This is a genomic window from Actinomadura luteofluorescens, assembly GCF_013409365.1.
Taxonomy (GTDB): Bacteria; Actinomycetota; Actinomycetes; order Streptosporangiales; family Streptosporangiaceae; genus Spirillospora; species Spirillospora luteofluorescens.
The window spans coordinates 453649-478997 of record NZ_JACCBA010000001.1 but is presented as its reverse complement, the minus strand read 5'-3'; the positions used below and the strand labels follow the sequence as shown (position 1 = coordinate 478997).

23 protein-coding genes are annotated in these 25349 nt (G+C 73.2%); 18 read left to right on the top strand and 5 right to left on the bottom strand.

The window, feature by feature from the left end; translation table 11 throughout:
• Positions 1 to 10 precede the first annotated feature (10 nt).
• Positions 11 to 1234 carry a CaiB/BaiF CoA transferase family protein gene (locus BJY14_RS02165; protein ID WP_179842031.1) on the bottom strand — a complete coding sequence of 408 codons (1224 nt, stop codon included), beginning with the start codon at positions 1232 to 1234 and terminating at the stop codon, positions 11 to 13.
• A complete protein-coding gene (locus tag BJY14_RS02160) occupies positions 1235 to 1927 on the bottom strand; it encodes a GntR family transcriptional regulator (protein ID WP_179842030.1) in 693 nt (230 codons plus the stop codon). It lies immediately after the preceding gene.
• A gap of 106 nt (positions 1928 to 2033) precedes the next feature.
• Here BJY14_RS02160 and BJY14_RS02155 point away from each other — a divergent pair, with 106 nt between their 5' ends.
• Entirely contained in the window at positions 2034 to 2930 is an 897-nt protein-coding gene (locus BJY14_RS02155) for a hydroxymethylglutaryl-CoA lyase (protein WP_179842029.1), read from the top strand.
• A 90-nt stretch (positions 2931 to 3020) separates the two neighbouring features.
• On the opposite strand, the gene BJY14_RS02150 is transcribed toward BJY14_RS02155, so the two are convergent.
• Positions 3021 to 4358 (bottom strand): aspartate aminotransferase family protein, encoded by a 1338-nt coding sequence (locus tag BJY14_RS02150; protein WP_179842028.1) that lies wholly within the window; start codon positions 4356 to 4358, stop codon positions 3021 to 3023.
• Between the two features lie 178 nt (positions 4359 to 4536).
• Between BJY14_RS02150 and BJY14_RS02145 the strand changes: the two genes are divergently transcribed.
• The 14 genes from BJY14_RS02145 (at position 4537) to BJY14_RS02080 (ending at position 19623) form a co-directional block, all read left to right on the top strand.
• Positions 4537 to 5559: a Gfo/Idh/MocA family protein gene (locus tag BJY14_RS02145; protein ID WP_179842027.1), complete on the top strand. Its 1023-nt coding sequence runs from the start codon at positions 4537 to 4539 to the stop codon at positions 5557 to 5559.
• Positions 5559 to 6482: a Gfo/Idh/MocA family protein gene (locus BJY14_RS02140; protein ID WP_179842026.1), complete on the top strand. Its 924-nt coding sequence runs from the start codon at positions 5559 to 5561 to the stop codon at positions 6480 to 6482. The genes BJY14_RS02145 and BJY14_RS02140 overlap by 1 nt, the downstream gene beginning before the upstream one ends.
• Before the next feature lie 3 nt (positions 6483 to 6485).
• Positions 6486 to 7352, top strand: a complete 867-nt coding sequence (locus tag BJY14_RS02135) for a fumarylacetoacetate hydrolase family protein (RefSeq protein WP_179842025.1) — start codon at positions 6486 to 6488, stop codon at positions 7350 to 7352.
• A 52-nt stretch (positions 7353 to 7404) separates the two neighbouring features.
• On the top strand, positions 7405 to 9042 hold the full coding sequence (locus BJY14_RS02130; protein ID WP_179842024.1) for an ABC transporter substrate-binding protein: 1638 nt from the start codon (positions 7405 to 7407) through the stop codon (positions 9040 to 9042).
• Positions 9043 to 9110: 68 nt separating this feature from the next.
• Positions 9111 to 10070: an ABC transporter permease gene (locus BJY14_RS02125; RefSeq protein ID WP_179842023.1), complete on the top strand. Its 960-nt coding sequence runs from the start codon at positions 9111 to 9113 to the stop codon at positions 10068 to 10070.
• A complete protein-coding gene (locus BJY14_RS02120; protein ID WP_179842022.1) occupies positions 10067 to 11014 on the top strand; it encodes an ABC transporter permease in 948 nt (315 codons plus the stop codon). Before BJY14_RS02125 ends, BJY14_RS02120 begins: the two co-directional genes overlap by 4 nt.
• On the top strand, positions 11011 to 12039 hold the full coding sequence (locus BJY14_RS02115) for an ABC transporter ATP-binding protein (RefSeq protein ID WP_179842021.1): 1029 nt from the start codon (positions 11011 to 11013) through the stop codon (positions 12037 to 12039). The genes BJY14_RS02120 and BJY14_RS02115 overlap by 4 nt, the downstream gene beginning before the upstream one ends.
• Entirely contained in the window at positions 12036 to 13037 is a 1002-nt protein-coding gene (locus tag BJY14_RS02110) for an ABC transporter ATP-binding protein (RefSeq protein WP_179842020.1), read from the top strand. The genes BJY14_RS02115 and BJY14_RS02110 overlap by 4 nt, the downstream gene beginning before the upstream one ends.
• A gap of 22 nt (positions 13038 to 13059) precedes the next feature.
• Positions 13060 to 13548, top strand: coding sequence for a RidA family protein (locus BJY14_RS02105; RefSeq protein WP_179842019.1), 489 nt, complete (start codon positions 13060 to 13062; stop codon positions 13546 to 13548).
• Complete coding sequence (locus BJY14_RS02100; protein WP_179842018.1) at positions 13545 to 15092, top strand: N-acyl-D-amino-acid deacylase family protein; 1548 nt, start codon at positions 13545 to 13547, stop codon at positions 15090 to 15092. Before BJY14_RS02105 ends, BJY14_RS02100 begins: the two co-directional genes overlap by 4 nt.
• A gap of 33 nt (positions 15093 to 15125) precedes the next feature.
• Positions 15126 to 16028 carry an IclR family transcriptional regulator gene (locus BJY14_RS02095; protein WP_179842017.1) on the top strand — a complete coding sequence of 301 codons (903 nt, stop codon included), beginning with the start codon at positions 15126 to 15128 and terminating at the stop codon, positions 16026 to 16028.
• Positions 16025 to 16852, top strand: a complete 828-nt coding sequence (locus BJY14_RS02090; RefSeq protein ID WP_179842016.1) for an amidohydrolase family protein — start codon at positions 16025 to 16027, stop codon at positions 16850 to 16852. The genes BJY14_RS02095 and BJY14_RS02090 overlap by 4 nt, the downstream gene beginning before the upstream one ends.
• Complete coding sequence (locus BJY14_RS02085) at positions 16849 to 17973, top strand: alanine racemase (RefSeq protein ID WP_179842015.1); 1125 nt, start codon at positions 16849 to 16851, stop codon at positions 17971 to 17973. Before BJY14_RS02090 ends, BJY14_RS02085 begins: the two co-directional genes overlap by 4 nt.
• 57 nt (positions 17974 to 18030) lie before the next feature.
• The gene (locus BJY14_RS02080) at positions 18031 to 19623 is read left to right on the top strand and encodes a sialidase family protein (protein ID WP_179842014.1); all 1593 of its coding nucleotides are present in this window, start codon (positions 18031 to 18033) and stop codon (positions 19621 to 19623) included.
• A 58-nt stretch (positions 19624 to 19681) separates the two neighbouring features.
• Here the strand turns inward: BJY14_RS02080 and BJY14_RS02075 are convergent, their stop codons facing one another.
• Complete coding sequence (locus BJY14_RS02075) at positions 19682 to 21031, bottom strand: TrpB-like pyridoxal phosphate-dependent enzyme (RefSeq protein WP_179842013.1); 1350 nt, start codon at positions 21029 to 21031, stop codon at positions 19682 to 19684.
• A 1-nt stretch (position 21032) separates the two neighbouring features.
• Entirely contained in the window at positions 21033 to 21317 is a 285-nt protein-coding gene (locus tag BJY14_RS02070; RefSeq protein WP_179842012.1) for an acyl carrier protein, read from the bottom strand.
• A gap of 468 nt (positions 21318 to 21785) precedes the next feature.
• On the opposite strand from BJY14_RS02070, the gene BJY14_RS02065 reads away from it, so the two are divergent.
• From BJY14_RS02065 to BJY14_RS02055, 3 genes are read left to right on the top strand one after another with little or no spacing between them, the layout of a single operon-like run.
• Positions 21786 to 22964 carry an acyl-CoA dehydrogenase family protein gene (locus BJY14_RS02065; protein ID WP_179842011.1) on the top strand — a complete coding sequence of 393 codons (1179 nt, stop codon included), beginning with the start codon at positions 21786 to 21788 and terminating at the stop codon, positions 22962 to 22964.
• The gene (locus BJY14_RS02060; protein ID WP_179842010.1) at positions 22961 to 24523 is read left to right on the top strand and encodes an amino acid adenylation domain-containing protein; all 1563 of its coding nucleotides are present in this window, start codon (positions 22961 to 22963) and stop codon (positions 24521 to 24523) included. Before BJY14_RS02065 ends, BJY14_RS02060 begins: the two co-directional genes overlap by 4 nt.
• Positions 24520 to 25317 (top strand): alpha/beta hydrolase, encoded by a 798-nt coding sequence (locus BJY14_RS02055; protein WP_179842009.1) that lies wholly within the window; start codon positions 24520 to 24522, stop codon positions 25315 to 25317. Before BJY14_RS02060 ends, BJY14_RS02055 begins: the two co-directional genes overlap by 4 nt.
• The last annotated feature ends 32 nt before the right edge of the window (positions 25318 to 25349 follow it).

The following is a 25349-nucleotide window of genomic DNA, read 5'->3' as shown; positions in this document are numbered from 1 at the left end:
GGTGCTGTGCTCAGATGACGCCGCGCTCCGACAGCGCGGCGATCTCGTCTTCTGGTAGGTCCAGGAGGCCGCCGTAGACCTCCCGGTTGTGCTCGCCGAGCCCCGGGCCGGGCCGGCGGACCGACCCCGGGGTCTCGCTGAGCCTGGGGAACGCGTTGTGCATCGGGAGCTCGCCGAAGTCCGGGTGGACGAGGCGCACGATCGCCTCCCGGGCGGCGAAGTGGGGATCGTCGAACATGTCCTTGGCGGTGTAGATGCGGCCGGCCGGGACGCCGCCGGCGTGCAGCAGCTCCAGCAGGTCCCCGGTCTCGATCCCGGCCGACCAGGCCGAGATGATCCCGTCCAGCTCGGCCATGTTCCGGCCCCGGTCGGCGTGCCCGGCGAACCGGGGGTCGGCGCTCAGCTCGGGCCGCCCCATCGTCCTCGCGAGCCGTCCGAACACCGTGTCCTGGTTGGCGGCGATCAGGATCATCTCGCCGGACGCGGTCGGGTAGACGTTGCTGGGCGAGACGTTCGGGAGCACGGAGCCGGTCCGTTCGCGCTGGTAACCGGCGACCGCCCATTCGGGCAGCAGCGACTCCATCATCGCCAGCACCGCCTCGTAGATCGCCGAGTCGACGATCTGGCCGCGCCCGGTGGCGCCGCGGTGGTGGACGGCGACGAGCGCGCCGATCGTGGCGAACACGGCCGCCAGCGAGTCGCCCAGCGAGATCCCGGCGCGGGCGGGCGCGCCGCCGGGGTCGCCGGTGACGTAGCGGATGCCGCCCATCGCCTCGCCGATCGACCCGTAGCCGGCACGGGGCGAGTAGGGGCCGGTCTGCCCGAACCCGGACACGCGCACCAGGATCAGCCCGGGGTTCGTCTCGCGGAGCCGGTCGAAGTCCATCCCCCAGCGCTCCAGCGTGCCGGGCCGGAAGTTCTCGACCACGATGTCGGCGCGGTCGATGACGCGCCGGGCGAGGTCCTGCCCCTCGGGGGTGCGCAGGTCGCAGGTCACCGACTTCTTGTTGCGGGCGACCACCGGCCACCACAGGGACTTGCCGTGCGGCTTCTCGCGCCCCCACTGGCGCATCGGGTCGCCGGCGCCGGGCGACTCCAGCTTGATCACCTCGGCGCCGAAGTCGCCGAGCAGCTGGCCGCAGAACGGTCCGGCGAGCAGCTGCCCCATCTCCACGACCCGCAGGTCGGCGAGCGGGCCCCTGGCGTCCGGCGCGGCGCCGTCGTGCGTTGACATCTAGCCGGTCCTCGTTTCCGTGTGGTCGTCCTGGTCCTTCGGGTCGCCCGGGGTGCGGGCGGCGCGCAGCAGCACCGCCTTCGCGGCGAGCACGTGCGCCCGCATCACCGACTCGGCCCACGTCCCGTCGCGGGCGCGCAGCGCGGCGGCGAGCTCGCGGTGGTGCGCGGAGCTGCGGGCCAGGTCGGCGGGGGAGTAGCGGTGGAAGGTCCGCATCACGAGCGGGAGCTGCACCACCGCGTTGAGCATGGACACGAGCCGGCCGCTGGCGGCGGCGGAGCGGACGATGTCGTGGAACTCGGCGTTGAGCTCCGCGACCCGGTCCAGGTCCTGCCCGGCCCCCGGCTCGACGGCCTCCTCCATCAGGGCGCACAGCTCGTCCATCCGGTCCGCGTCCGCGTCGGTGACGCGGGCGGCGGCGCGCCGCGCGGCGGCGCCCTCCAGCAGCATCCGCAGGTCGTAGATCTCCTCCAGGTCCTCGGGCGTCCAGTCCGGGACCCGCGCGCCGCGGTGCGGCAGCACCTCCACCAGGCCCTCGACCTCCAGCCGCCGCAGCGCCTCCCGGACGGGCGTCCGGCTGGAGCCGGTGGCCTCGGCCAGCTCGGCCTCGCCGATCCGCGCCCCGGGCGGGTGGACGCCGTCCAGGATGTCGGCGCGCAGCCGTGCGTAGACACGGTCCACGGCACGGACCATCCGAACCTCCTTCGGTCGATTGCATGCAAGATAGGCAGAACGTGAGCCTTGACACAAGAGTCTTGCCAGGACAATCCTGCAGATGGCTCAAGATTGCATACAAAGGATGCCCATGGTCGAACTCATCGAGGTGGCGCCCCGAGACGGGCTGCAGAACGAGTCCGCGATCCTCGCGACCGCCGACAAGGTGCGGCTCATCGAGCGCAGCGTCGCGGCGGGCCTGCGGCGGATCGAGGCCGTCAGCTTCGTGAACCCGAAGCGGGTCCCGCAGATGGCCGACGCCGAGGCGGTGATGGAGCGGCTCCCCAGGCCGGACGGCGTCGGCTACGCGGGGCTCGTCCTCAACCGGCGCGGGCTCGACCGCGCGCTCGCCGCCGGGGTGGACGAGGTCAACGTCGTCGTCGTGGCCACCGACGAGTTCAGCCGCCGCAACCAGGGCTGCACGGTCGAGGAGGGCGTCGCCGCCTGGGCGGCCGTCGCCGCGGACGCCCGCGCCGCCGGGCTCCGCCGGACCGTGACGATCGCCGCCGCCTTCGGCTGCCCCTTCGAGGGGGAGGTCTCCGCGGACCACGTGCTCGACCTGGTGCGGCGGGTCGCCGAAAGCGAACCCGACGAGATCGCCGTGGCCGACACGATCGGCGTCGGCGTGCCCGCCCAGGTCCGCACGCTGCTCACGGGCGCCGCCGAGATCGCCCCCGGCGTCCCGCTGCGCTGCCATTTCCACAACACCCGCAACACCGGCTACGCCAACGCCCTCACCGCCCTCGAATGCGGGGTGAGCGCCCTGGACGCCAGCACCGGCGGCTTCGGCGGCTGCCCGTTCGCGCCCGCCGCCACCGGCAACATCGCGACCGAGGACCTGCTGTACGCCCTGGACCGCTCGGGGGTCGACACCGGTGTCCGGATGTCCGCCGTCGCCGAGACCGCGGCCTGGCTCGGCGAACGCCTCGGCAAGCCCGTCCCCGCCCTGCTCGGCCGCGCGGGTCCCTTCCCCGGCTCCTGATGGGCGGAGCCTTCACGGCCGCCGCGCCCCGGAGCGGCAGGGCCCGCCGGGCACCCGGTTCGGAGGCCCCGCCGCGTTCCGGGGACGTGCCTACCGCGCGGGGGCGAGCAGGCCGTCGTCGCGGATCGACCGGAGGACGTCGCGGGCCGCGTCCAGCGTGCGGTCGATGTCCTCCGCCGTGTGGGCGGCGGAGATGTGGTTGCGCTTGAGCGCGAGAGGGAGCATCAGGAAGCCGCGGTCGGTCATGCGGCGGTGGAAGGCCACGTAGGCGGCGTCGTTGTTGCGCATGAGGTCGCGGTAGCCGCGGACGGGGGCCTCGGTGAAGTAGAGGGCGAACACCCCGCCGAAGCCCGCCGCGGTCCCGGCGACGCCGAGTTCCTCGCAGATGCCGGTGAGCCCGGCGCGCATGCGGTCGCCGAGGGCGTGGGTGCGCTCGTAGAAGTCAGGATGGTCGCGCAGGTAGGTGATGGTGGCGATGGCCGCGGCGGACGAGACCGGGTTGCCGTTGAAGGTGCCGGCCAGCAGCACGTCGCCGCCCGCGGAGCTGAAGTGCTCCATCAGCCGCCGGGGGCCGGCGAGGCCGGCGATCGGGTAGCCGTTGCCCATCGCCTTGCCGAAGGTGGTCAGGTCCGGCAGCACGCCGCAGACCTCCTGGTAGCCGCCCGGCGCGTGGCGGAATCCGGTGATCACCTCGTCGAAGATCAGCAGTGAGCCGCGCTCGGCGGTCAGGGCGCGCAGCCCCTCCACGAACTCCCGCTCGGGCACCAGGGCGCCGACGTTGTGCGGGATCGGCTCCACGATCACGGCGGCGATCAGGCCGGGGTGCCGCTCGTAGAGGGCGCGCACGGACTCCAGGTCGTTGAACTCGGCGATGAGCGTGGAGTCCAGCGCCTCGGGCAGGATGCCGCGCGACAGGGGATCGTCGCCGTAGGCGCGCTCCGGCGCGGAGATGACGTTGCGGGCGACGGCGTCGTGCCAGCCGTGGAAGCCGCCCTGGAACTTGACGATCAGCGGGCGGCCGGTGACCGCCCGGGACAGCCGGATCGCCTGCGCGGTGGCCTCGCTGCCCGACATCGCCGAGATCATCTGCTCCGCGGACGGGATCGTCTCGACGACCAGCCGGGCGAGTTCGATCTCGGTCTCGGTGACGCCCCAGCCGACCAGGTCGAGCCCGCCGACGGCGGCGCGCACCGCGTCGTCCACCTCGGGCGCGGCGTGGCCCAGCAGGATCGCGCCGAACGCCGCGTGGTAGTCGAGGTAGCGGCGGCCGTCGGCGTCGGTGACATGGGCCCCGGACGCCGCGGTGAGCGCGTGCGGCGCGCCGACCAGACGGGTCGCGGAGTTGACGCCGCCGGGGATCACGGTCCGCGCGGCGGCGAGCAGTTCCGCGCCGCGCGATCTCTGCCCGGCCAGCTCGGCGGTGGTCATTCTGGGAGCCCCCAAGTGGTTGACGAAGATGGATCGGAGCCGTTCGGTCGAATAGTTCATGGAAAGGTGTTCCATGTCAACGGGTTGGATGGCAGTCATGCTCTGACCAGCGTTGGCTCAAGGTTTTTTCCGGCCGACCCTTGACATGTGAATGGTTTGACGATCAGGATCCGTCGGCATGGAATCCCATTCCGTGCCGGTTCCGGTGCTGCTCGTCGGCACCGGTTTCATCGCCGCGCAGCACGCCGCCGCGATCCATGCCGAGCCCCGGCTGGAGCTCGCCGGCGTGGTCGACGTCGACCCGGAGCGGGCCGCCGCCGCGTCCCGCGCCAACGGGGGCGTCCCGGCCTTCGCCGACCTCGCCGCGGCGCTGGCCGGGACCGGCGCCGGCGGCTGCGTCGTGTGCACCCCGAACGACACCCACGCGGACATCGCCGTCCAGGTCGCCGAGGCGGGCGCCCATCTGCTGATCGAGAAGCCGCTCGCCACCGGGGTGGCGGGGGCCCGGCGCGCCGTGGAGGCGTTCGCGGCGGCCGGGCGGGTGCTGATGCCCGCGCACAGCCACCGCTACTACGACTACGCGCGGACGGTCCGAGACGTCCTGCGCTCCGGCGAGCTCGGCACGGTCGACCTCGTCCGGCTGTCCATCCTCGGCGGCTGGATCTGGCCGGACTGGCGCGGCTGGATGCTCGACCCCGTCCGCTCCGGCGGGCACGCCCTGCACAACGGCGTCCACCTGCTGGATCTCGTCACCTGGTGGACGGGCGACACCCCGGAGAGCGTGTACGCGCGCGGCCGCCGCCAGACCGCCGCCGAACTCGGCGTCCACGACTACCTGGAGATGACGGTCTCGTTCGGCGGCGGTGCGACCGCCGTGTGCGAGATGAGCCGCGGGCACCGCCCGGCCTCGCTCGCCCGCCGAGACGTCATGGTCGCCGGCACCGGCGGGATCCTCACCCTGCCCTGGGACGGCGAGGCGGGGACCGTGACCGACGAGGCGGGCACCGCGCTGCTCCCGCCCGGCGGCGCCGACGGGTTCGCCGCCCAGATCGGCGCCTGGGCCGACGCCGTCACCGGAGGCCCGCCGGCCGTGACGGGCGCCGACGGGCTGCTGGCCGTGGCGATGGGCGTCGCCGCCGAACGATCGATCGCGACCGGCGTGCCCGTCCGGATCGCCGACGTCCTGAAGGAGGCGCCCTGATGCGCGCGCTGAGGGTGCTGCCCTGGGGGTCCGGCGGTTTCGGGACCCAGGACCACCAGCACGACATGTACCTTCCCGCGTTCCGCGAGCACGCCGGGTTCACGGTCGTGGAGAGCGGGCTGCCCGACCTCACGCGCGCCGTCCGGGAGACGGGCGCCGAGGTCGTGAGCGTGTGCGCGCCGCCCGCCGAGCGCGCCGCCCGCGTCATCGAGGCCCTGCGCGCCGGCTGCCACGTCCTCGCCGACAAGCCGCTCGCCCTGGACGTCGCGGAGATCGAGGCGATCGCCGCGGCCGCGGCGGAGGCGGGCCGGGTCTGCATGCCCGCGCACCACCACCGCTTCGGCGCCGCCGTCCAGGCCGCCGCGGGCGCGCTCGCCGCGGGACGCGTCGGGCTGCCCTGGAACGTGCAGGCCGACTTCCTCGTCGACGGCGGCGACCCGTGCCCGGAAGGCGAACTCGCCAACTTCGGCCTCTACCCCGTGGACGTCGTACGGGCCCTCACCGGTCAGGCCGTCCGCCGCGTGCACGCCCTGCGGGCCGGTGGACGCGGCGCGATCACCGTCCTGCTGCTCGGCCACGAGCACGGCCTGACCAGCACGATCACCGTCGGCCGGCTGCGCGGCACCGCCGACGCCCCTGGCATGGCGCTGCACCGCTACCGCGTCAGCGGGTCCGGCGGGGTCATGGACGTCGACGCCGCCCGGCCGGGCGCGTCCGTCCGGACGGTGACGGGGAACCGCGCCGCCTGGCACGGCCCCGGCACTGTCGGCCGGATGCTCACCGCCCTGCACACCGCCGTCGTCACCGGGCGCCCGCCGGAGGCCGGCCCGGCCGACGCCCTCGCCGCGCTGCGCGTCACCGACGCCGCGGCCCGCTCGCTCGCCCTCGGCACGCCCGTGCCGATCGACTCCCCGGAGGTCTGATCCATGAAGTTCGCGACGTACCGCCTGCCGGACGGCGCAGTCCGCCACGGCGAGGTCGTCGACGGCGGTCGCGTCACCGACCTCGGCCCCGGCGACCTCACGCCCGTGGTCGCCGCGCTCGCGGACGGCGGACCCGGTGCGGCGCCGTCCGGTGGACCGGCCCGCGCCCTGGACGAGGTGACCCTGCTCGCGCCGCTGCTGCGCCCGGGCAAGGTCCTCGCGGTCGCCGCCAACTACCAGGAGCACGTGACCGAGACGGGAGGGGATCCGATCGACAAGGAGCGGATCTCGCCGCGGCTGTTCATCAAGCCCGCCACCTCCGTCAGCGGCCCAGGGGAGGAGATCGCGCTGCCGTCGGTCAGCCCCAGCATCGACTGGGAGGCCGAGCTGGTCGCGGTGGTGGGGCGCGGCGGCAAGGACATCCCGGTCGAGGACGCCCTCGCCCACGTCGCCGGCTACACCATCGGCAACGACGTGTCGGCGCGGAAGATGGACTACGGCCACGAGCGCGACACCGGCGATCCCGCGGTCGCGTTCTTCGACTGGCTGAACGGCAAGTGGCTCGACGGGTTCGCCGCGCTGGGCCCCTACCTCGTCTCCGCCGACGAGGTGCCCGACCCGCAGAGGCTCGAGGTGACCCTGGAGGTCAACGGGCGGGTCCGGCAGCACGGCGACACCGGTCAGATGATCTTCAACGTCGCGGAGCTGGTGGCGTTCGCGTCCCGGCTGATGACGCTGGAGCCCGGCGACGTGCTCTACACCGGCACGCCGTCCGGGGTGGGACTGGCATCGGGGGAGTTCCTGTCCGCAGGCGATGAGATGACCGTCCGCGTGAGCGGGCTCGGAAGCCTGGTGAACCGCGTCCGCTGAGCGGACCAGTGGCCGGGCGCGCGCCCGGCCACCGCCGAGAAGAGGCAAGTCAATGACCATTCGTTCCGGCAGACCGGCGGCCGGCGCAGCCCGGCGGGCCGCCGCGGCCGTGCTGGGCGGCGCCCTCGCGGCCGCCGCGCTCGCCGCCTGCAGTTCCGACCCGACGCAGAAGTCCTCCGGCGGCGACGCCGGCGTACTGAACATGTACCTGTACCAGAAGCCGAAGACGTTCAGCCCGCTCGCGCCGAACAACGGCCCCGACCAGCTGGTCATGTCGTTCGTGTTCGACTCGCTGTACGGCGCGGACGCGTCCTACGGGCTGAAGCCGCACCTGGCCGCCGCCGCGCCGGAGGTGTCCGGCGACGCCAGGACCATCACCCTCAAGCTGAGGCCGGGCCTGAAGTGGAGCGACGGCAAGCCGCTCACCTCCAAGGACGTGGTGTTCACCTACACCGCCCTCGCGAACCCGGCGACCGGGAGCGCGCAGGCGGGCAAGTTCGCCGCGGTGACCGGCGCCAAGGCCCTCGCGGACGGCAAGGCCGACTCGCTGGCGGGGCTGACCGCGCCCGACGCCGCCACCGTGAAGATCACCACGACGCGCCCGGCGGCGGGCCTGCCCGGACTGATCGGCAACACCCCGATCCTGCCGGAGCACGTCCTCGGCGGCGTCCCGGCGAAGGGGCTCGGCGACAACGGGTTCTTCACCAAGCCGACCGTGGGCTCGGGGGCGTTCGCCTTCGTCGACTACAAGACCGACCAGTACGTCGAGCTGAAGGCCAACCCCCACTTCCGGGAACCAGTTTCGATCAAGAAGGTGTACCTGAAGCCGGTGACCTCGGACGTGGCCACCGCGCAGCTGCGCACCGGCGAGATGGACCTCACCCAGGTCTCGCCGACCGACCTGCCCACCGTCAAGAAGATGGACGGTGTCAGGGTGGTCTCGGCCAAGAGCCCCGGCTACACCCGGATCGCCCTCAACCAGACCCAGGGCCGGTTCAAGGACGCGCGCGTCCGGCAGGCGCTCCTCACCGCGATCGACCGCAAGGGCCTCGTCGACAAGGTGCTCGGCGGCGCCGGCACGGTCGTGAACTCCAGCTTCTACGGGGACGCCGGCGCGTCGGCGAAGGAGGGCTACGCCTACGACCCCGGGAAGGCGAAGAGCCTGCTCGCCGCCGCCGGCTGGGACGGCTCCAAGCCCGTCACGCTGTCGTGGATCCCCGGGCAGCGCGACCGCGACACCGCCGTGACGGTGATCCAGAGCCAGCTGAAGGCCGTCGGCGTCAACGTGGAGCTCAAGCAGGTGCAGGCCGACGAGCTGCTCTCCTCGTACGAGAAGAAGTCGTTCGACATGGCCCTGTTCGGCGGCGGCAACTACGCGACCGAGCCGTCCACCGTCGCGACCATCGACGCCTGCGACCAGGGCTACCCCGCGGGCGGCAACATCGGCCGCTTCTGCGACCCGAAGCTCGACGGCCTGCTGTCCAGGGCCGACGCGGTCGCCGACCCGGCGCGCCGCAAGGGCCTGTTCCAGCAGGCCGCCGAGGTCGAGAACGCGCAGGTCCCGTACCTGTGGCTCTACAACCCCGACGCGGTCTGGGCCTTCCGGACGCGCCTGTCGGGCTTCGAACCGTCCGGCCTGCCGACCAACGAGGTCGGGACCTGGGACTTCGCGAACTGGAAGCTGAGCTGACCGGTCCGGGGCCGGGGCCGCTCGCCCCGGCCCCGCGCCCGGCCGGCAACGACGAGAGGGGGTGAGGCGTGGCGGCCTACGTCATCCGGCGCCTGCTGGTGAACGCGCTCGTGTTCGTGCTGATCAGCATCGGGATCTTCGTGCTGGTGCGGGTCGCGCCCGGCGACCCGGTCCGCATGATGGTCGACCCCGAGCAGATGCGCGGCGGCGGCGCCGCCTTCATCGAGGCCAAACGGCACGAGCTCGGCCTGGACCGGTCCGTCGTCGTCCAGTACGGCCACTGGCTGTCGGGCGCGCTGCACGGCGACTTCGGCTACTCCTACGTCGGGCACCGTCCGGTCTCGGCGGTGCTCGGCGAGCGGGTCGGACCGACGCTGCAGCTCATGAGCGCCGCCCTGGCGGTCGCGCTCGCGGTGTCGATCGCGCTCGGCGTCGCCGCCGCGGTGCGCCGCAACACCGCGGTCGACTACGGCGCCACCGTGCTCGGCCTGGCCGCGGTGTCGGTGCCGCCGTTCTTCCTCGGCATCGTCGGGATCTACCTGTTCTCCCTGAAGTGGGGCGTGCTGCCGTCGGCCGGGATGACCACGCCGGGCGGCGGCGGCCCCGCCGACCAGCTCCGGCACCTGGTCCTGCCGGGGCTGATCCTGGCGTTCGTCACCGCCGGGCCGTTCACCCGCTACGTGCGCGGCGGCCTGGTGGACGAGCTGGGCGCCGACTACGTCCGCACGGCCGAGGCCAAGGGCGCGTCCCGGGCCCGCGTCGTCCTGCGGCACGCGCTGCGCAACGCGCTGATCCCGCTGATCACCGTGGTGATGTACCAGATCCCGCAGATGCTGGCGGGCGCGGTGGTGATCGAGCAGGTCTTCGCCTGGCCCGGCATGGGGCAGCTCGCGGTCAGCTCGATCGGCCAGCACGACTACCCGGTCATCGTCGGGTTCGCGCTGTACGTGGCGGTGCTCGTGCTGCTGTGCAACCTGATCGCGGACGTGCTGTACGCCGTCGTCGACCCGAGAGTGAGCCTGCGATGACCGTGACGCCCGCCGGCGCGCCGACCGAGAAGCCGGGAACGCCCGGCGGGGGAGGGGACGGCCCGCCGCCGCGCAAGGGCGGCGGGGCCCGGGCCGGGTCCGCGTCACCCCGGGCGCGGGCCGTGCGGCGGTTCCGCCGCAACCGGCTCGCCGTCGCCGGGACCGCCGTGCTCGGCGCGGTGATCCTCGCGTCGCTGCTGGCGCCGCTGATCGCCGGGCATCCGAACGCGGTGGACCTGGACGCGGTCCGCGAGGGCCCGTCCGGCGCGCACTGGTTCGGCACCGACACCTCCGGCCGCGACGTGTTCGCCCGCACCCTGCACGCGGGGCGGGTGTCGCTGCTGGTGGGGCTGGCCGCCGCGCTCGGCGCCGTCGTGGTCGGCACGCTGTTCGGCTCGGTGTCCGGGCTGCTGGGCGGCGTGGTGGACAACGTGATCATGCGGATCGCCGACATCGTCATGTCGTTCCCGACCGTCGTGGTGATCCTGGTGCTCGCCGGGATCGTCGGGCCGAGCGTGACCGTGCTGATCGTCGCCATCGGGCTGACGCAGTGGCCGGTCGCGGGGCGGGTGGTGCGGGGCGTGACGCTGTCGCTGCGCGACCGCGAGTACATCCAGGCGGCCGAGGCGAGCGGGGCGAACGCGTGGTGGCTGATCCGCAAGCACGTCGTCCCCGCGGCGCTGGCCCCGGTCACGGTGACCGGCACCCTGGCCGTCGCGCAGGCGATCATGCTGGAGACCACCGCGTCCTTCCTCGGGCTCGGCGTGCGGCCGCCCCAGGCGAGCTGGGGGAACATGCTGAACGACGCGCAGAACCTGACGCTGATCCAGACGATGCCGTGGTTGTGGATACCGCCGGGCGTCGCGATCGCCGTGACGGTGCTCGCCGTCAACTTCGTCGGGGACGGGCTCCGCGACGCCGTCACGCCGGGAGGACGCACATGAGCGCGCCCGCCGGGAACGCGGACCGCCCGCTGCTGGAGATCGAGGACCTGGTCGTCGAGTTCACCGGCGACGAGGGGGCCGTCCGGGCCGTGGACGGCGCCGGGTACACCGTCGCGCCGGGCGAGACGCTCGGCGTCGTCGGCGAGTCGGGGTCGGGCAAGAGCGTCACGGCGATGTCCGCGCTCGGGCTGATCAGGCCGCCGGGCCGGGTCGTCTCGGGACGCGTCGTGTTCGACGGGGCCGACCTGCGCGCGATGGCCCCTCGCGAGCTGCGCCGGCTGCGCGGCGGCCGGATCGCGATGATCTTCCAGGATCCGATGACCGCGCTGAACCCCGTCCTGTCGGTCGGCGCGCAGATCCGCGAGGCGCTGCGCCTGCACCGGCCGGGCATGTCCCGCTCGCAGGCGCGCGAGCGGGCCGCCGAGCTGCTGACCCTGGTCGGGGTGCCGGGCGCCGAGCGCCGCCTGAAGCAGTACCCGCACGAGTTCTCCGGCGGGATGCGGCAGCGCGCGATGATCGCGATGGCCATCGCCAACGACCCCGACCTGCTGATCGCCGACGAGCCGACGACCGCACTGGACGTGACCGTCCAGGCCCAGGTGCTCGACCTGCTCCGGCTGACCCGGCGGGAGACGGGCGCCGCCACCGTGCTGATCACCCATGACCTCGGCGTGGTCGCCGAGCTCGCCGACCGCGTCGTGGTGATGTACGCCGGGCGGGTCGTCGAGCACGGCCCAGTCGAGGCGATCTTCGACTCGCCCCGGCACCCCTACACGCGGGGGCTGCTGGACAGCCTGCCCTCGCTGGACGGCGACGCCGGCGAGCTGACCCCGATCCCCGGCGCGCCGCCGGTGCCGGGCGAGATCGGGCGGGGGTGCGCGTTCGCGCCGCGCTGCCCGATGGCGCGGGACCGCTGCCGGGCGGAGCGCCCCGAACCGGTCCAGTCCGGCCCGGGGCGCGCGAGCGCCTGCCATTTCCACTCCGAGATGGCCCCGCCCGGCGGGGAGAAGGGAGGCGACCGATGACCGGACCGGACGAGGTTCTCGGCGTCACCGGCCTCACCCGGCACTTCCCGGTGCGGTCGGGGCCGCTGCGCAGGCGGACCGGCAGCGTCCACGCGGTCGACGGCGTCGACTTCTCCCTGCGCGCCGGGCGGACGCTCGGCCTGGTCGGCGAGTCGGGCTGCGGCAAGACGACCACGGGACGGATGGCGGTGCGGCTGCTGGAGCCCACCGCCGGGCGGATCGTCGTGGCGGGGCGGGACGTCACCCGCGCGCGCGGCGCCGAGCTCCGGGCGCTGCGCCGCGACCTGCAACTGGTGTTCCAGGACCCGTACGCGTCGCTGTCGCCGCGGATGACCGTCCACGACATCATCGCCGAACCGCTGCGCGTCCAGGGCCGCTACGAGGACGCGGGCCCCGAGCGGGTCGCCGAGCTGCTCGACATGGTGCGGCTCGCGCCCTCGCACGCCCGCAGGTACGCGCACGAGTTCTCCGGCGGGCAGCGCCAGCGCATCGGGATCGCCCGCGCGCTCGCCCTCGGCCCGAAGGTCCTCGTGCTGGACGAGCCGGTCAGCGCCCTGGACGTCTCGATCCAGGCGCAGGTCGTCAACACGCTGCGGGAACTGCAGCGGGAGCTGGGCGTGGCGTACCTGTTCATCTCGCACGACCTCTCGGTGGTGCGGCACGTCTCGCACGAGATCGCCGTGATGTACCTCGGGACGATCGTGGAGCACGGCACCCGGGACGAGATCTTCGGCAGCCCCCTGCACCCGTACACGCAGGCGCTCCTGTCGGCCGTCCCGCGGCCGCGTCCGGGCGCCCGCGGCGGGACGCGGATCATGCTGACGGGGGACGTGCCGAGCCCGATCGACCCGCCCTCCGGCTGCCGGTTCCGCACCCGGTGCTGGAAGGCCCGGGACATCTGCGCGACCGAGGCGCCGCCGCTCGTCGCCCGCCCCGGCACCGGCCATCCGGCCGCCTGCCACTTCGCCGAGCCGGCCGGCGCGCCGGCCACCGCCTGACCTCGCCATCGAAGGAGTCACCATGCACGACGCCGACCAGCGCCTGGCCGCCGCCTCCCCGGACCCGGGGCCCGCGGGGGAGCGCCCGCCGGTGGCCCCGGCGCGCCGCTCGGGCGCGGTTCTGATCGCCTCCGGCCAGGTCGCCGTCCGCGACGGCCGGCTGCTCGCCGAGGGCCGCGTCGGGGACGAGGTCACGCTCGACACCGCCCGCGCCTGCGCGCGGCAGTGCGCCCGCAACGTCCTCACCGCCGTCCGGGACGAGCTGTCCGGTGCCGGCGGGCTCGGCGCGGTCGAGCACGTCGAGGCGGTGTCGGTGTGGGTCGCCTCCGCGCCGGGGTTCACCGACCAGCACCTGGTGGCCGACGCGGCGACGGCCCTGTTCACCGAGGTGCTCGGCGACGGCGCCGGGCGGCATGCGCGGGTGGCGCTCGGCGTGGCCGCCCTGCCCACGGGCAGCCCGGTCGAGGTGGGGGCCACGTTCCGGTTGCGCCCGGAGGCCGCGGCGCCGTGATCGATCTGCTCATCGCGGGCGGGACGCTCGCCGACGGCACCGGGGCGGCGCCGCGCCGCGCCGACGTCGCCGTCACCGGTGGGCGGGTCGCGCGGATCGGCGACCTGGCCGGGTGCCCCGCGGCCCGGACCATGGACGCGTCCGGGCACGTCGTCGCGCCGGGGTTCGTGGACGTCCACACCCATTCCGACCTGACCCTCCTGTCGGCCCCCGAGGCGCGCAGCGCCGTCCGGCAGGGGATCACGACCGTCGTGGTCGGCAACTGCGGGCTCGGCGTGACGCCCGCCGCCGGCGACGACGGGGAAGCGCTGCGCGCCGCCGCCGGCTACCTCGACCTGGATCCGGCCGTCCGCTGGGACTGGACCGATATGCCTGGCTACCTGGCGGCGCTCGACGCCGCGCGCCCCGCCGTGAACGTGGCCGCGCTCGTCGCGCACACGCCGCTGCGCGCCGCCGCCGTCGGTTTCGGCGACCGCCCGGCCGGCGCCGCCGCGCTCGACCGCATGCGGGGTCTGCTCGGCGACGCGCTCGCGGCGGGCGCCGCCGGCGTCTCCACGGGGCTGGTCTACGCACCGGCCTGCTACGCCCGCGAGGACGAACTGGAGGCGCTCGGCCGCACGGCCGCCGCGCACGGCCGGCTGTTCGCCTGGCACGTCCGCGACTACGCCGACGGGCTGCTCGACTCCGTGCGGCAGGCGCTGCGGGTCGCGGCCGCGACCGGCTGCCGCACCCAGATCTCGCATCTGGTCGCGGTCGGGCGGCGCAACCACGGCTCGGTCGCGCGGGCACTGGAGCTCATCGACGCCGCGCGCGCCGCCGGGCTGGACGTCGGCTTCGACATCTACCCCTATCTCGCGGGGAACGCGCCGCTGTCGCAATTGCTGCCCGCATGGGCACAGGAGGGAGGCGAGAGGGCGATGCGGGCCCGGCTCACCGACCGCGCCGTCCGCGCCCGCGTCCGCGACGGGTGGCGGGACATGCCGAACTCGTGGGACGACATCGTCGTCGGGGGACGCGCCGTCACCGCCCTCGCCGCCGACGCCGGGACCGACCCGCCGGACCTCGCGCTCGACCTCGTCGCCGAGCACGGCAACGCCGTCCAGATGGTGGCGGGAGGCCGCAGCGAACGGGACCTCGCCGACGCGCTGGCCCATCCCGCCGGCGTCATCGGCTCGGACGGCCAGGCCCTCGACCCCGCCGGGCCGACCGGCCGCGGCACGCCGCACCCCCGCTCCTACGGCTGCTTCCCGCGGCTGTTCGCCGAGTACGTCCGGCCGGGCCGGCTCGGGCTCGCCGAGGCGGTCCGCAAGTGCACGTCCGCGCCGGCCGAACGCGCGGGGCTCGCGGGGCGCGGCGTCCTGAAGCCGGGGGCGCACGCGGACATCGTCGTTTTCGACCCCGCGCGCATCGTCGATCGGGCTACGTTCGCAGCACCCCAGCGGTATCCGGACGGGATCCGCGCGGTCATCGTCGGGGGCCGCGCCGTCGTCGAGGACGGCGCGCATGGCGATGCGCGGCCCGGCGAGATCCTGCGCGTCCCCTGAACCGCGCATCCCCAGAACAGAGACGAGGCACCCATGGACAGAGCCCGAGGGACGAGAGCCGCCGGCACGCGGCCCGCGGCCCGCCGCGCCAACGTGGACGACGACCGCCCGGCGGCGGCCAACTACCACGCCAACGCCCTGGCACGGGGCCTGGCGCTGCTCGAACGCCTCGCCGCGCAGGGCGGCACCCTCACCCTGAACGACTTCTCGGCCGGCACCGGCCTGCCGAAGAGCACGCTGGTGCGGCTCCTCGGCGTGCTGGAGGAGATGGGCTACGTGGTCCGCGCCGACGAGCGGCCCGCCTACCGGCTCGGCCACAAGACGCTGACGCTGTCCACCGCGTACCTGACCGGGCTGGACCTGTCCCAGGTGGCGGGCGGCCACCTGGCGAAGGTCGCCGAGGCCACCGGGCAGACCGCGAACCTCGGCGTGCTCGACGGCCGGGAGGTGCTGCACGTGTGCGTCCGCGAGCCGGACCGGCCGATCCGCTTCCACACCGTGCCCGGCACCCGCGACGCCGCCCACTGCACCGGACTCGGCAAGATGCTGCTCGCCCGGCTCGACCCGTCGAAGGTCGCCGCGCATCTGCCGCCCGAGCCCTTCCCGGCCCGCACCGAGCACACCCTCACGACCGCCCGCGCCCTGGCCGAGGACCTGCGGGCCACGGCCGAGCGCGGCCACGCCCTCGACGACAACGAGGGCAGCATCGGCCTGCGCTGCGTCGCCGTGCCCGTCGAGGTGGACGGCGGCTGCGTCGCCGCCCTCAGCGTGTCCGGGCCGTCCGCCGAGTTCGACGGCGACCGCCGCGCCCGCTACCTGGACGGGCTGCGCGCCGCGGCGGCCGGCCTCGCCGCCGACGCCGACGTCGTCGCCGCCCTGGAGTACCTGCGCTCGTCCCTGCGCTCCGGCGCGCCCCGCACCCGGGAGGATGCTTGATCGACTTCCACACCCACTGCCAGCGGCCCGAGCACTGGGGCCACGAGTGGGACCGCCACTGGAAGCCCGTCTACGGACGGGGGGCCCACGAGTTCACTCCCGCCGACTACGACCGCGCGATGGCGGACGTGACCGCGGCGTGCGTGTTCGGCATTCGCGCCACGGCCGCCGGAATCCTCACGCCGAACGAGTACACCGAGCGGTTCTGCGCGCAGACCGCCACCGAGACGATCGGGTTCATGGCGCTCGACCCCGCCGATCCCGACGTGCTCGACCAGCTCGCCGACGGCGTCGCGCGCGGGCTGCGCGGCATCAAGCTGTACCCGGTGCTGGCGCTGTTCGATCCGCGCGACACCGCCCACGACCCGTTCTACCGGGCCGCGGCCGACGCGGGGCTGGCCGTCCTGTGGCACATGGGCGCCACGCCGAGCCCGGCCGGCGACCTGTCGGTCAGCAACCCCCTGGTCGTGGACGACGTCGCGCGCCGCCACCCGGACCTCGTCCAGATCATCGCGCACCTCGGGCATCCCTGGCAGCGCGAGACGATCGTGACGCTCCGCAAGAACCGGCGGGTGTACTCCGACGTGTCGGCGTGCTGGGCCCGTCCCATGGACGGCTACCTGGCGCTGGCCCGCGCCCAGGAGTGGGACGTGGTCGACAGGCTCGTCTTCGGCTCCGACTTCCCGCTCTGGACGCCCGCCGAGGCCGTGGCCGGGCTGCGCGAGATGGCCGGGCAGCGCCCCTCCGGGTTCCCCGAGATCAAGAAGGAGACCGTCGAGTGGCTGCTGGACGGGGACCCGCGGCCCCAGATGGGACTGGCATGAGCGCCGGCTTCCCGCCCGGAGGGCTGCCACTGGACGCCCTGCCGACACCGGCGCTGCTCGTCGACCGGGCCCGCATGGAGGCCAACCTGGCCGCCATGGCGGGTTCGATCGGCGCCGCCGGGGTCGCGCTGCGGCCCCACTTCAAGACCTCCAAGTGCCTCGCGGTCGCGCGGCGCCAGCTCGCCCACGGCGCGATCGGGTTCACCTGCGCCACGCCCGCCGAGGTGCGGCTGCTGCAGGACGCGGGCGTCGAGGACGTCCTGTGGGCGCACCAGCCGGTCGGGCCCGCCAAGGTGGCCTTCGCCGTCCGAGCTCTGGCCCGGGGCGGCCTGACCATCGCGCTGGACTCGCTGGAGGTCGCGGTGCCGCTCTCGGACGCGGCCGCCTCCAGCGGCGTCACCGTCCCCTTCGTCCTTGAGGTGGACACGGGCCTGCACCGGGCGGGCGTCGACCCCGACAGGGCCGTCGAGACCGCAGGCGCGCTCTGCGCGCTGCCCGCGCTGGAGATGCGGGGCGTCCTCACCCATGAAGGGCACCTCGCCGCACACGGTCCCGACCGCCCGGGGCTGGAGGCGGCGGGCGACCTCGCCGGGCGCACTCTGGCGCAGGTCGCCGAGGCGCTGCGCGCCGCCGGGCACGAGTGCTCCCTGGTCTCGGTCGGCTCGACGCCCGGCGCCACGTCCGCGCCGTTCGCCGCGGGGGTCACCGAGGCGCGTCCCGGTACCTACGTCTACTTCGACGCGAACCAGGTCGGCCTGGGCAGTGCCGGGATCGACCAGTGCGCGCAGACCGTCCTGACCCGCGTCACCAGCGCCCAGCGCCCCGGGACCGTCATCATCGACGCGGGGATCAAGGCCATGAGCTCCGACTCCGTCGCGACCGCCGGATCCCTGGGCGTCGTGTGCGACGCGGAGGGCGGCCCGCTGGACGGAGTGGAGTTCGCCGGCGGCAACGAGGAGCACGGCTACCTCACCGGGCCCGGCACCGCCGGCCTGCGCGTGGGCGACCTGCTGCGCGTCGTTCCGAACCACGCCTGCGGCACGACCAACATGTGGAGCGAGCTGTACTTCGCGGACGGCGGCCGCGCCGTGGAACGCCACCCGATCCGGGCCCGCTACTGACCGAATTCGAACATTGACATGGAATGGTATTCCGTGTTGTATCCGGGAACCATGCGAATGCATCGAGGTATTGCCATCGCCGTAGGCGCGCTGCTCACGCTGGGGTTTCCGGGCGCCGTGGCGCACGCGAACCCGCCCACTCCATCGGCCCCGGACCGTCCCGACGTGATCGTGGCGCAGGCCGCCCCGGGCAAGAAACTGCATTTCCCGAACATGGAACGGCTCGATGACGGGTCCCTCGTCGCGGTGGCGCGGGAGGGGGCCGGGCACACCGGCCAGGACGGCCGGCTGGTGATCCTCGACAGCCGGGACGGCGGCCGCACCTGGTCGCCGCCCGAGGCCGTCCACGACTCCCCGTACGACGACCGCGACCCGATGATCACTCAGCTCCGCTCGGGCAGGCTCCTGCTGAGCTGGTTCCAGATCGACTACTCGGTCGCGCCGCCCGAGCCGATGGGCGAGTTCGTCCGGCACAGCGACGACGGCGGGGCCAGCTGGTCCGAGCCCGCGGCGGTGCAGACCTCGATGAGCGGCGAGTCCGACATCGTCGACACCTACGAGCTGGGATGGGCGGCGAGCCACGGCCAGATCAAGGAACTGCCCTCCGGTGAACTGATCATCCCGCTCTACGGCACCGTCCCCGACGACCGCTGGCAGCGCGCCACCGTCGTGCGCAGCCTGGACGGCGGCGCGTCCTGGCACGCGAGCACCGAGTCGCTGATCGCGTCCGCGCAGGGCACCCACTACCAGGAGCCCGTGCTCACCGTCCTGCGCGACGGGACCGTCCACGCCCTGCTGCGCATCGGCACGGGAGCCTCCACGATGGGCGCGGTCCACTCCCAGGAGTCCTGGTCACGCGACGGCGGCCGCACCTGGACGCCCCCGGCGGAGATCGACCTGGTGACCTCCTCGGCCCACACCGAGGTCCTGCGGAACGGCGACGTCTTCCTCGCCTACGGCGACCTGTCGGGGCACTTCACCAACCGCCGCGGAACCGTCGGCGCCGTGCTGCGGCACCCTGACCGGCCGTGGACGGGCGCGCCGCGCGAATTGGTGTACGACTCGGGGACGGGCGACCAGGCCAACCCCGCCGTCGCGGAGGTCTCCCCGGGCCGGGTCCTCGTGCTCGGCTTCGACTCCGCCCGGAGCCAGCTGGTCGGCGACTTCGTCGACGTCGCGAGCATCCGGTCCGAGCCGGCGGACCCGCGCCGCGTGGACCTGGCCGCGCTGAACGCCGCGGGACGGCTCGGCATCGACACCGACCTGCTATACACGACTCCGAGCCAGCCGAACGTGGGGCGCACCGGCCCGATCGACGGCGTGGTCGGCTACTACGACGCCGCCTGGAAGGCCACGGCGGCCCCCGCCCAGTACACGATCACGTTCGACGAGCCGACCCGGGTGGCCGAGGCCGGCATGGCGCTCAAGCCGGGTTACGCCGAAGCGGCGCAGATCAAGGTCCGGACCGCCTCGGACGGCGCGTGGCACGCGGTCGGGGACCTCGACTACACCGTGCGCTGGGGAGACGACCTCGCCTGGTTCCGCGTCGACGCCGGCACCCCGATCGACAAGATCCGGGTCGAGATCACCCGGTCCAACGGTGCGGCCGTCCTGGCCGAGCTGGGCGTCCGCGCCCCCGCCGCTCCCTGACCCGCACGTCCCGACAGGAGAGTTCGGCACGTCACCGCCGGTGGCGTGCCGACCCCCGTCACAGCGATTCGATGAGGCGCAGGGACGCCTTGATCTCCTCGTCGGTGGGAGCGACGTCGACGGTCTCTCCGGAGAGGTGGCTCTCGTAGGCGCCGAGGTCCAGCAGCCCATGCCCGCTGAGACCGACCAGGACGACCCGCTTCCTGTTCTCCTCGCGCGCTCGTACCGCCTCGTCGATCGCGGCGGCGACGGCGTGAGCCGACTCGGGGGCGGGAACGAGGCCCTCGGCCTTGGCGAACGCGGCACCGCTCTCGAAGACGCGGGTCTGGGAGTAGGAGGTCGCCTCCACCAACTCGTTGTCGTACATGGCGCTGACGATCGGAGCGGCACCGTGGTAGCGCAGGCCCCCGGCGTGGATGTGGTAGGCCGTGAACGTGTGCCCCAGGGTGTACATCTTGACCGCGGGGGTCACTCCGGAGTAGTCGGTGTAGTCCAGCATGTAGCTGCCCCTGGTCATCTTGGGGCACGCGTCGGGCTCGACCGCCAGGAACCGGGTGCCGGCGTTCTCCGCCCGCGCGGCCCGGTAGAAGGGGAAGGTCAGGCCGGCGAAGTTGCTGCCCGCTCCCATCGCGCCGATCACGACGTCGGGGAACTCGCCGGCCAGCTCCATCTGCAGCAAGGCCTCCTCGCCGATGACCGTCTGGTGCATGAGGACGTGGTTCTCTCCGCTGCCGATCGAGAACCGCGCCTCCTTCCGGCTGTTGGCGTACTCGATCGCCTCGGCGTTCGCGATCCCTAGGGTGCCCGGCGAATCCGGGTCGGCGCGCAGGGCGGCCCTGCCCACCTCCGTCCTCGTGCTGGGGCTCGGGACGACCTCGGCGCCGTTCAACCGCATCAGCGTGCCCCGGTACGGCTTCTGCTCGTAGCTGGACCGCACCATGAAGACGGTGCACGCCATCCCGTACGGGTGGCAGGCCATCGCGAGCGCGGTGCCCCACTGGCCCGCGCCGGTTCCCGTCACCATCTCCCTGACGCCGGATCTGGCGTAGTAATAGGCCTGTGCCAGCGCGGTGTTTATCTTGTGGCTGCCGGACGGACTGGTGCCTTCGTACTTGAAATAGATGTGCGCCGGGGTGTCGAGGGCGTTCTCCAGCCTGGACGCCCGGAAAAGGGGCGTCGGGCGCCAGCGCTGGTACTCCGATCGAACGGGGCCGGGAATCTCGACGTAGCGCTCACGGCCGATGCTCTGGCGGTACATCGACAGCGGCAGTTGCGGCTGCAGCGGCGCCGAACCGCCGTTCCTCGGCGGCGCCGGCCGTGCCGGGGGGACCTCGATAGGAAGGTCCGCGAGGATGTTGTACCAGTGCGTGGGAACCAGGTCCCGGTCCAGCTCGAAAACATCGCGCATGTTACGCTTTTCCGCCCTCCGCGCCGATGATTCCGCTGATCATGTCGACAAGGCTTCCCACGTTCCGCAGTTCGGCGAGCATCACGTCCTCGTCGTCGATCTCGATGCCGAACTCTTTCTCGATCTCCACGAGGGTGTGCAGCAGGCTCAGGGAGTCCATGCCCACGACCGGCGAGTAGAGCGAGACCGTGTCGTCCAGTCGCTCGGGGGCGATGTCCAGATCGAGAACGCGGATCATGATGCTTTTGATCTGCGCCGACGGATCCACGTTGCTGGCACGATCCATGGCATGCACCTCGTCTGCGGCGTCGGCCCGGGAATGGCGGGAGTGAGTCGGCAGGACGGGAATCGATACCCGCGGATGGAGGGCGCCCGTTGAAGGGAACGGCGCATCGCTTACCGGCGGCCTGGCCGTCCGAGGCCCGGTTCTTGCCGACGAACCGGTGGCGGGCCGTCCATGGCCGGAACGTTTTCCGCTTCGATTGGCTGACGGTCCGTACCGTACGACAGGCGTCCGGGGGGCGCAAGAGGCCGTACGGAGCCCGCCGCCGGCGGCCATTTGGCAGAAGTTGGGCTTCTCAAGATCGCTTCACGGATGCACAATGACAGCGATCGGTGCGGCGCGGCCGGGTTTCCCGCGGCCGCCTGGCGGACCGGAGGGGCGACGCTTGCGATTCCGCGCGGTGGAGGCGACCGTCCCGCCGCCGGCGATTCTCGATATGGCATGACATCCCGCTCGGGGGATTGGAGAGCCATGCGGTTCGAATGGGACGGCGACCAGGACGGGCTGTACCGCGCTTTCCGCGCGTTCGGCGAAGAGGCGCTGAGCAAGGACGTGACCGAGCGGGACAGGGCCGGGGCGTTCAGCCGCGACGATTGGTCGCGCTGCGCCGGGCAGGGTGTGCTCGGCCTGCTCCTGCCGTCCGAATACGGGGGATCCGGATGCGGTCCCGTCGACTATGTCCACGCGATGGAGGGGCTCGGCCACGGGTGCCTCGACAACGGTCTCATGATGGCGATCGGCGCCCACGTCCTGGCCGTCGAGGTGCCGCTCTGGAAGTTCGGCGACGAGGACCAGCGGCGCGGGTACCTGCCCGGACTCGCCGCGGGCCGTCTCATCGGGGCCAACGCGATGACCGAGCCGGGAAGCGGCTCGGACGCGCTGTCGCTTACCACCACCGCCGAGCGGGACGGTGACTCCTATCTCCTGACCGGACGCAAGTGCTACGTCACGAACGCGCCCGTCGCCGATGTCTTCATCGTTTACGCGACCGTCGACCCGGAACTCGGATTCACCGGCGTCACCGCCTTCATCGTGGAGCGGAACGATCCAGGCGTGTCGGTGAAGGAGCACGCGGAGAAGATGGGACTCCGCACCGCCCGCTGGGGTGAGGTCGAGCTGGACGGGTGCCGCATTCCCGCCTCCCGGCGGCTCGGAGCCGAAAGGCAGGGATCCGCCGTGTTCGCGCGGACGATGGCGTGGGAGCGTGCTCTCCTCCTGGCGCCGTGGCTCGGCGTCATGCGGCGGGAGATCGACGAGTGCACGCGCTTCTGCCGCCGCCGGCGCCAGTTCGGCAAGCACATCGGACGGTACCAATCGGTCTCCAACCGGATCGTCGACATGCGGATCCGCTGGGAGATCTCCCGCATGCTGCTGCACCGCGCCGCGGCGGAGCTCGACAGCCCGGAGGCGTCCATCTTTCCCGAGGTCGGCAAGCTGTACGTGAGCGAAGCGGCGGCGGAGACCTTCACCAGCGCGATGCAGGTGTACGGGGCGCTCGGCTATTCCTCCGACGGGCGCGCCGAACGCAACCTCCGGGACGCCCTCGGCATGACGATCTCGTCGGGCACCTCGGACATGCAGCGAGTGATCATCTCCGGGAAGCTCGGCCTCGCCTGGCCGGACACCGAGGGCGACGGGGAGGGAAGGTGAACGGTCTCGGCGACCGCCTGCGCCACTGGGCCGGAGAGCGGCCGGACGCCCCGGCGGTCGAGTTCCGGGGCGAGGCGTTGACCTACGCCGAGCTGGATCGGCGCAGTTCGGCCCTGGCCCGCACGCTGCTCGACGGCGGAGTCGTCCCCGGCGACAGGGTCGCCCTGTGGCTGCACAAGTCGATCGAGTCGGTCGTCGCCGTCCACGGAGTGCTGAAGGCGGGCGCGGCGTACGTGCCCATCGACCCGAGCGCGCCCTACAAGAGGGCCGGCCACATCATCGCCCACTGCGAGGCCGCCTGTGTGATCGCTCAGGACGACCGGGTGGAATGGCTGCGGAAGAACGTCTCCTGCCGGATCGTGTCCGTCGGCCCCTCTGCGGACGCGTCCGTGACCGCCTGGGAGGAGGCGCTCGCCGCCCCGGCGGAGGACGCACCCGAACCGCTTCCCGATCCCGACAGCCCGGCCTTCATCCTCCATACGTCGGGGTCGAAGGGCGTCCCTAAGGGCGTTGTGCTCTCCCACGGAAATGCCCGCGCGTTCGTGGAATGGGCGGTCGACGAATTCGGTCTGGGCCCGGCCGACCGGGTCTCCAGCCACGCGCCCTTCCATTTCGACCTGTCCGTCCTGGACCTGTTCGCGACCTGCATGGCGGGCGGCTGCGTGGTGCTGGTGCCGGAGAGCCACGTCGGGCTCGGAGGCGCCCTCAACAGGTTCGTCGTCGAGCAGCGCATCACCGTCTGGTACTCCGTCCCGGGCGCGCTGACACGGATGCTCGCCGCGAAGAACGGCGGGCTGCTGGCCGAGTCGCGGCTGCGCGTCGTCCTCTTCGCCGGTGAGACGTTCCCGATCGCCCGGCTCCGGGAGTTGCACGCGCTCATTCCTGGAGCGGACTTCTACAACCTCTACGGTCCGACGGAGACCAACGTCTGCGTCTTCCACCGCGTCCGCGAGTCGGACGTCGAGGCCGGCCGCCGGCACCCCGTGCCGATCGGACGGGCCTGCCCGTACGCGGCGACGTTCATCGTCGACGGCGCCGGGCGCCCGGTGGAGCACGAGCCGGGAGCGTCCGGGGAGCTCTGCGTCGCGGGGGACTCGGTGATGCTCGGCTACTGGCGGGACGACGAGTTCACGGCGGAGAGGACGATGCCGATCCCCCGGGACGGCGCGGAGCCGCTGGACGCCTACCGGACCGGGGACCTGGTCCGGCTCGACGACGAGCTGAACTACGTGTTCTGCGGACGCGAGGACGACATGGTGAAGATACGCGGCCACCGCGTCGAGATCGGTGAGATCGAGGCGGTCCTGTCGGCCGCGGAGAACGTCCGGGAGGCCGCGTGCGTCGCCGTCGACGACGGCACCGGGGAACGGGTGATCGAGGCGTTCGTGGTGCCCGAGGCGCACCCGCTCGACGTCTCCGCGCTGCGCCGGCACTGCCTGACCGAGATCCCGCGCTACATGGTCCCGGAGCGGTTCCACGTCAGAGCCTCGCTCCCGGTCACCGGTACCGGGAAGATCGACCGGAGGCGGCTGGGGGAGACCCGGGCGGAACCGCGATGAAGGTCCTGACGGAGACCTGGCGGAGCGCGGCGATCGGCCGGGACAAGTCGGTGAACGTCCTCCTGCCGTCCAGCTACTCGTCGGCCGGGCGGGCCTTTCCCGTGCTGTACCTCCTGCACGGCTTCGGCGGCAACCGGAACACGTGGCTCCAGTGCGGCGACCTCGCGCCCGCGGTGGATTCGGCGGGGCTGGTCGTGGTGCTGCCCGAATCCGGGCGCTCATGGTTCATCAACGACGCACGGGGACGTCGCTACGAGGACTACCTGGTGGGGGAGGTCGTCGGCCATGTCGACGCCACGTTCAACACCGCGGCGTCCCGGGACGGGCGGGGCATCGGCGGATTCTCCATGGGCGGGGCCGCGGCCCTCTACCAGGCGTTGCGGCACGGTGAGGTGTTCTCGGTCGTGTGCAGCAGCGCCGGTGCCTTCGAAGCCCCCTTACGCGAGGGCGATCCCTACGGCCACCTGCGGGAGGGGCGGCGGCTGGCCATGCCGACCGCGAGGGACCACGAGCGCGTCTGGGGGCCGGTCGGCAGCGGGGTCCGGCGCGAGTACGACCCGTACCGCGCGGTCCGGGACCGGGACGCGAGGTACCCGATCGAGGTGCATCTCGACATCGGCCTGGACGACTACCCCCGGATGATCGACATGAACCGCAGGATGCGCGAGGCGCTCGCGGGCGGTTCCATTCCCCACCGGTACCGGGAACGGCCCGGCGGGCACGACTGGGAATTCGTCAACGCGGGCCTGCCCGATCTCTTCGCGTTCGCGCGGAGCCGCCTCCTTTCCGCCTGATCCGCGCCCCACCAAGAAGACGACGGAAGGAG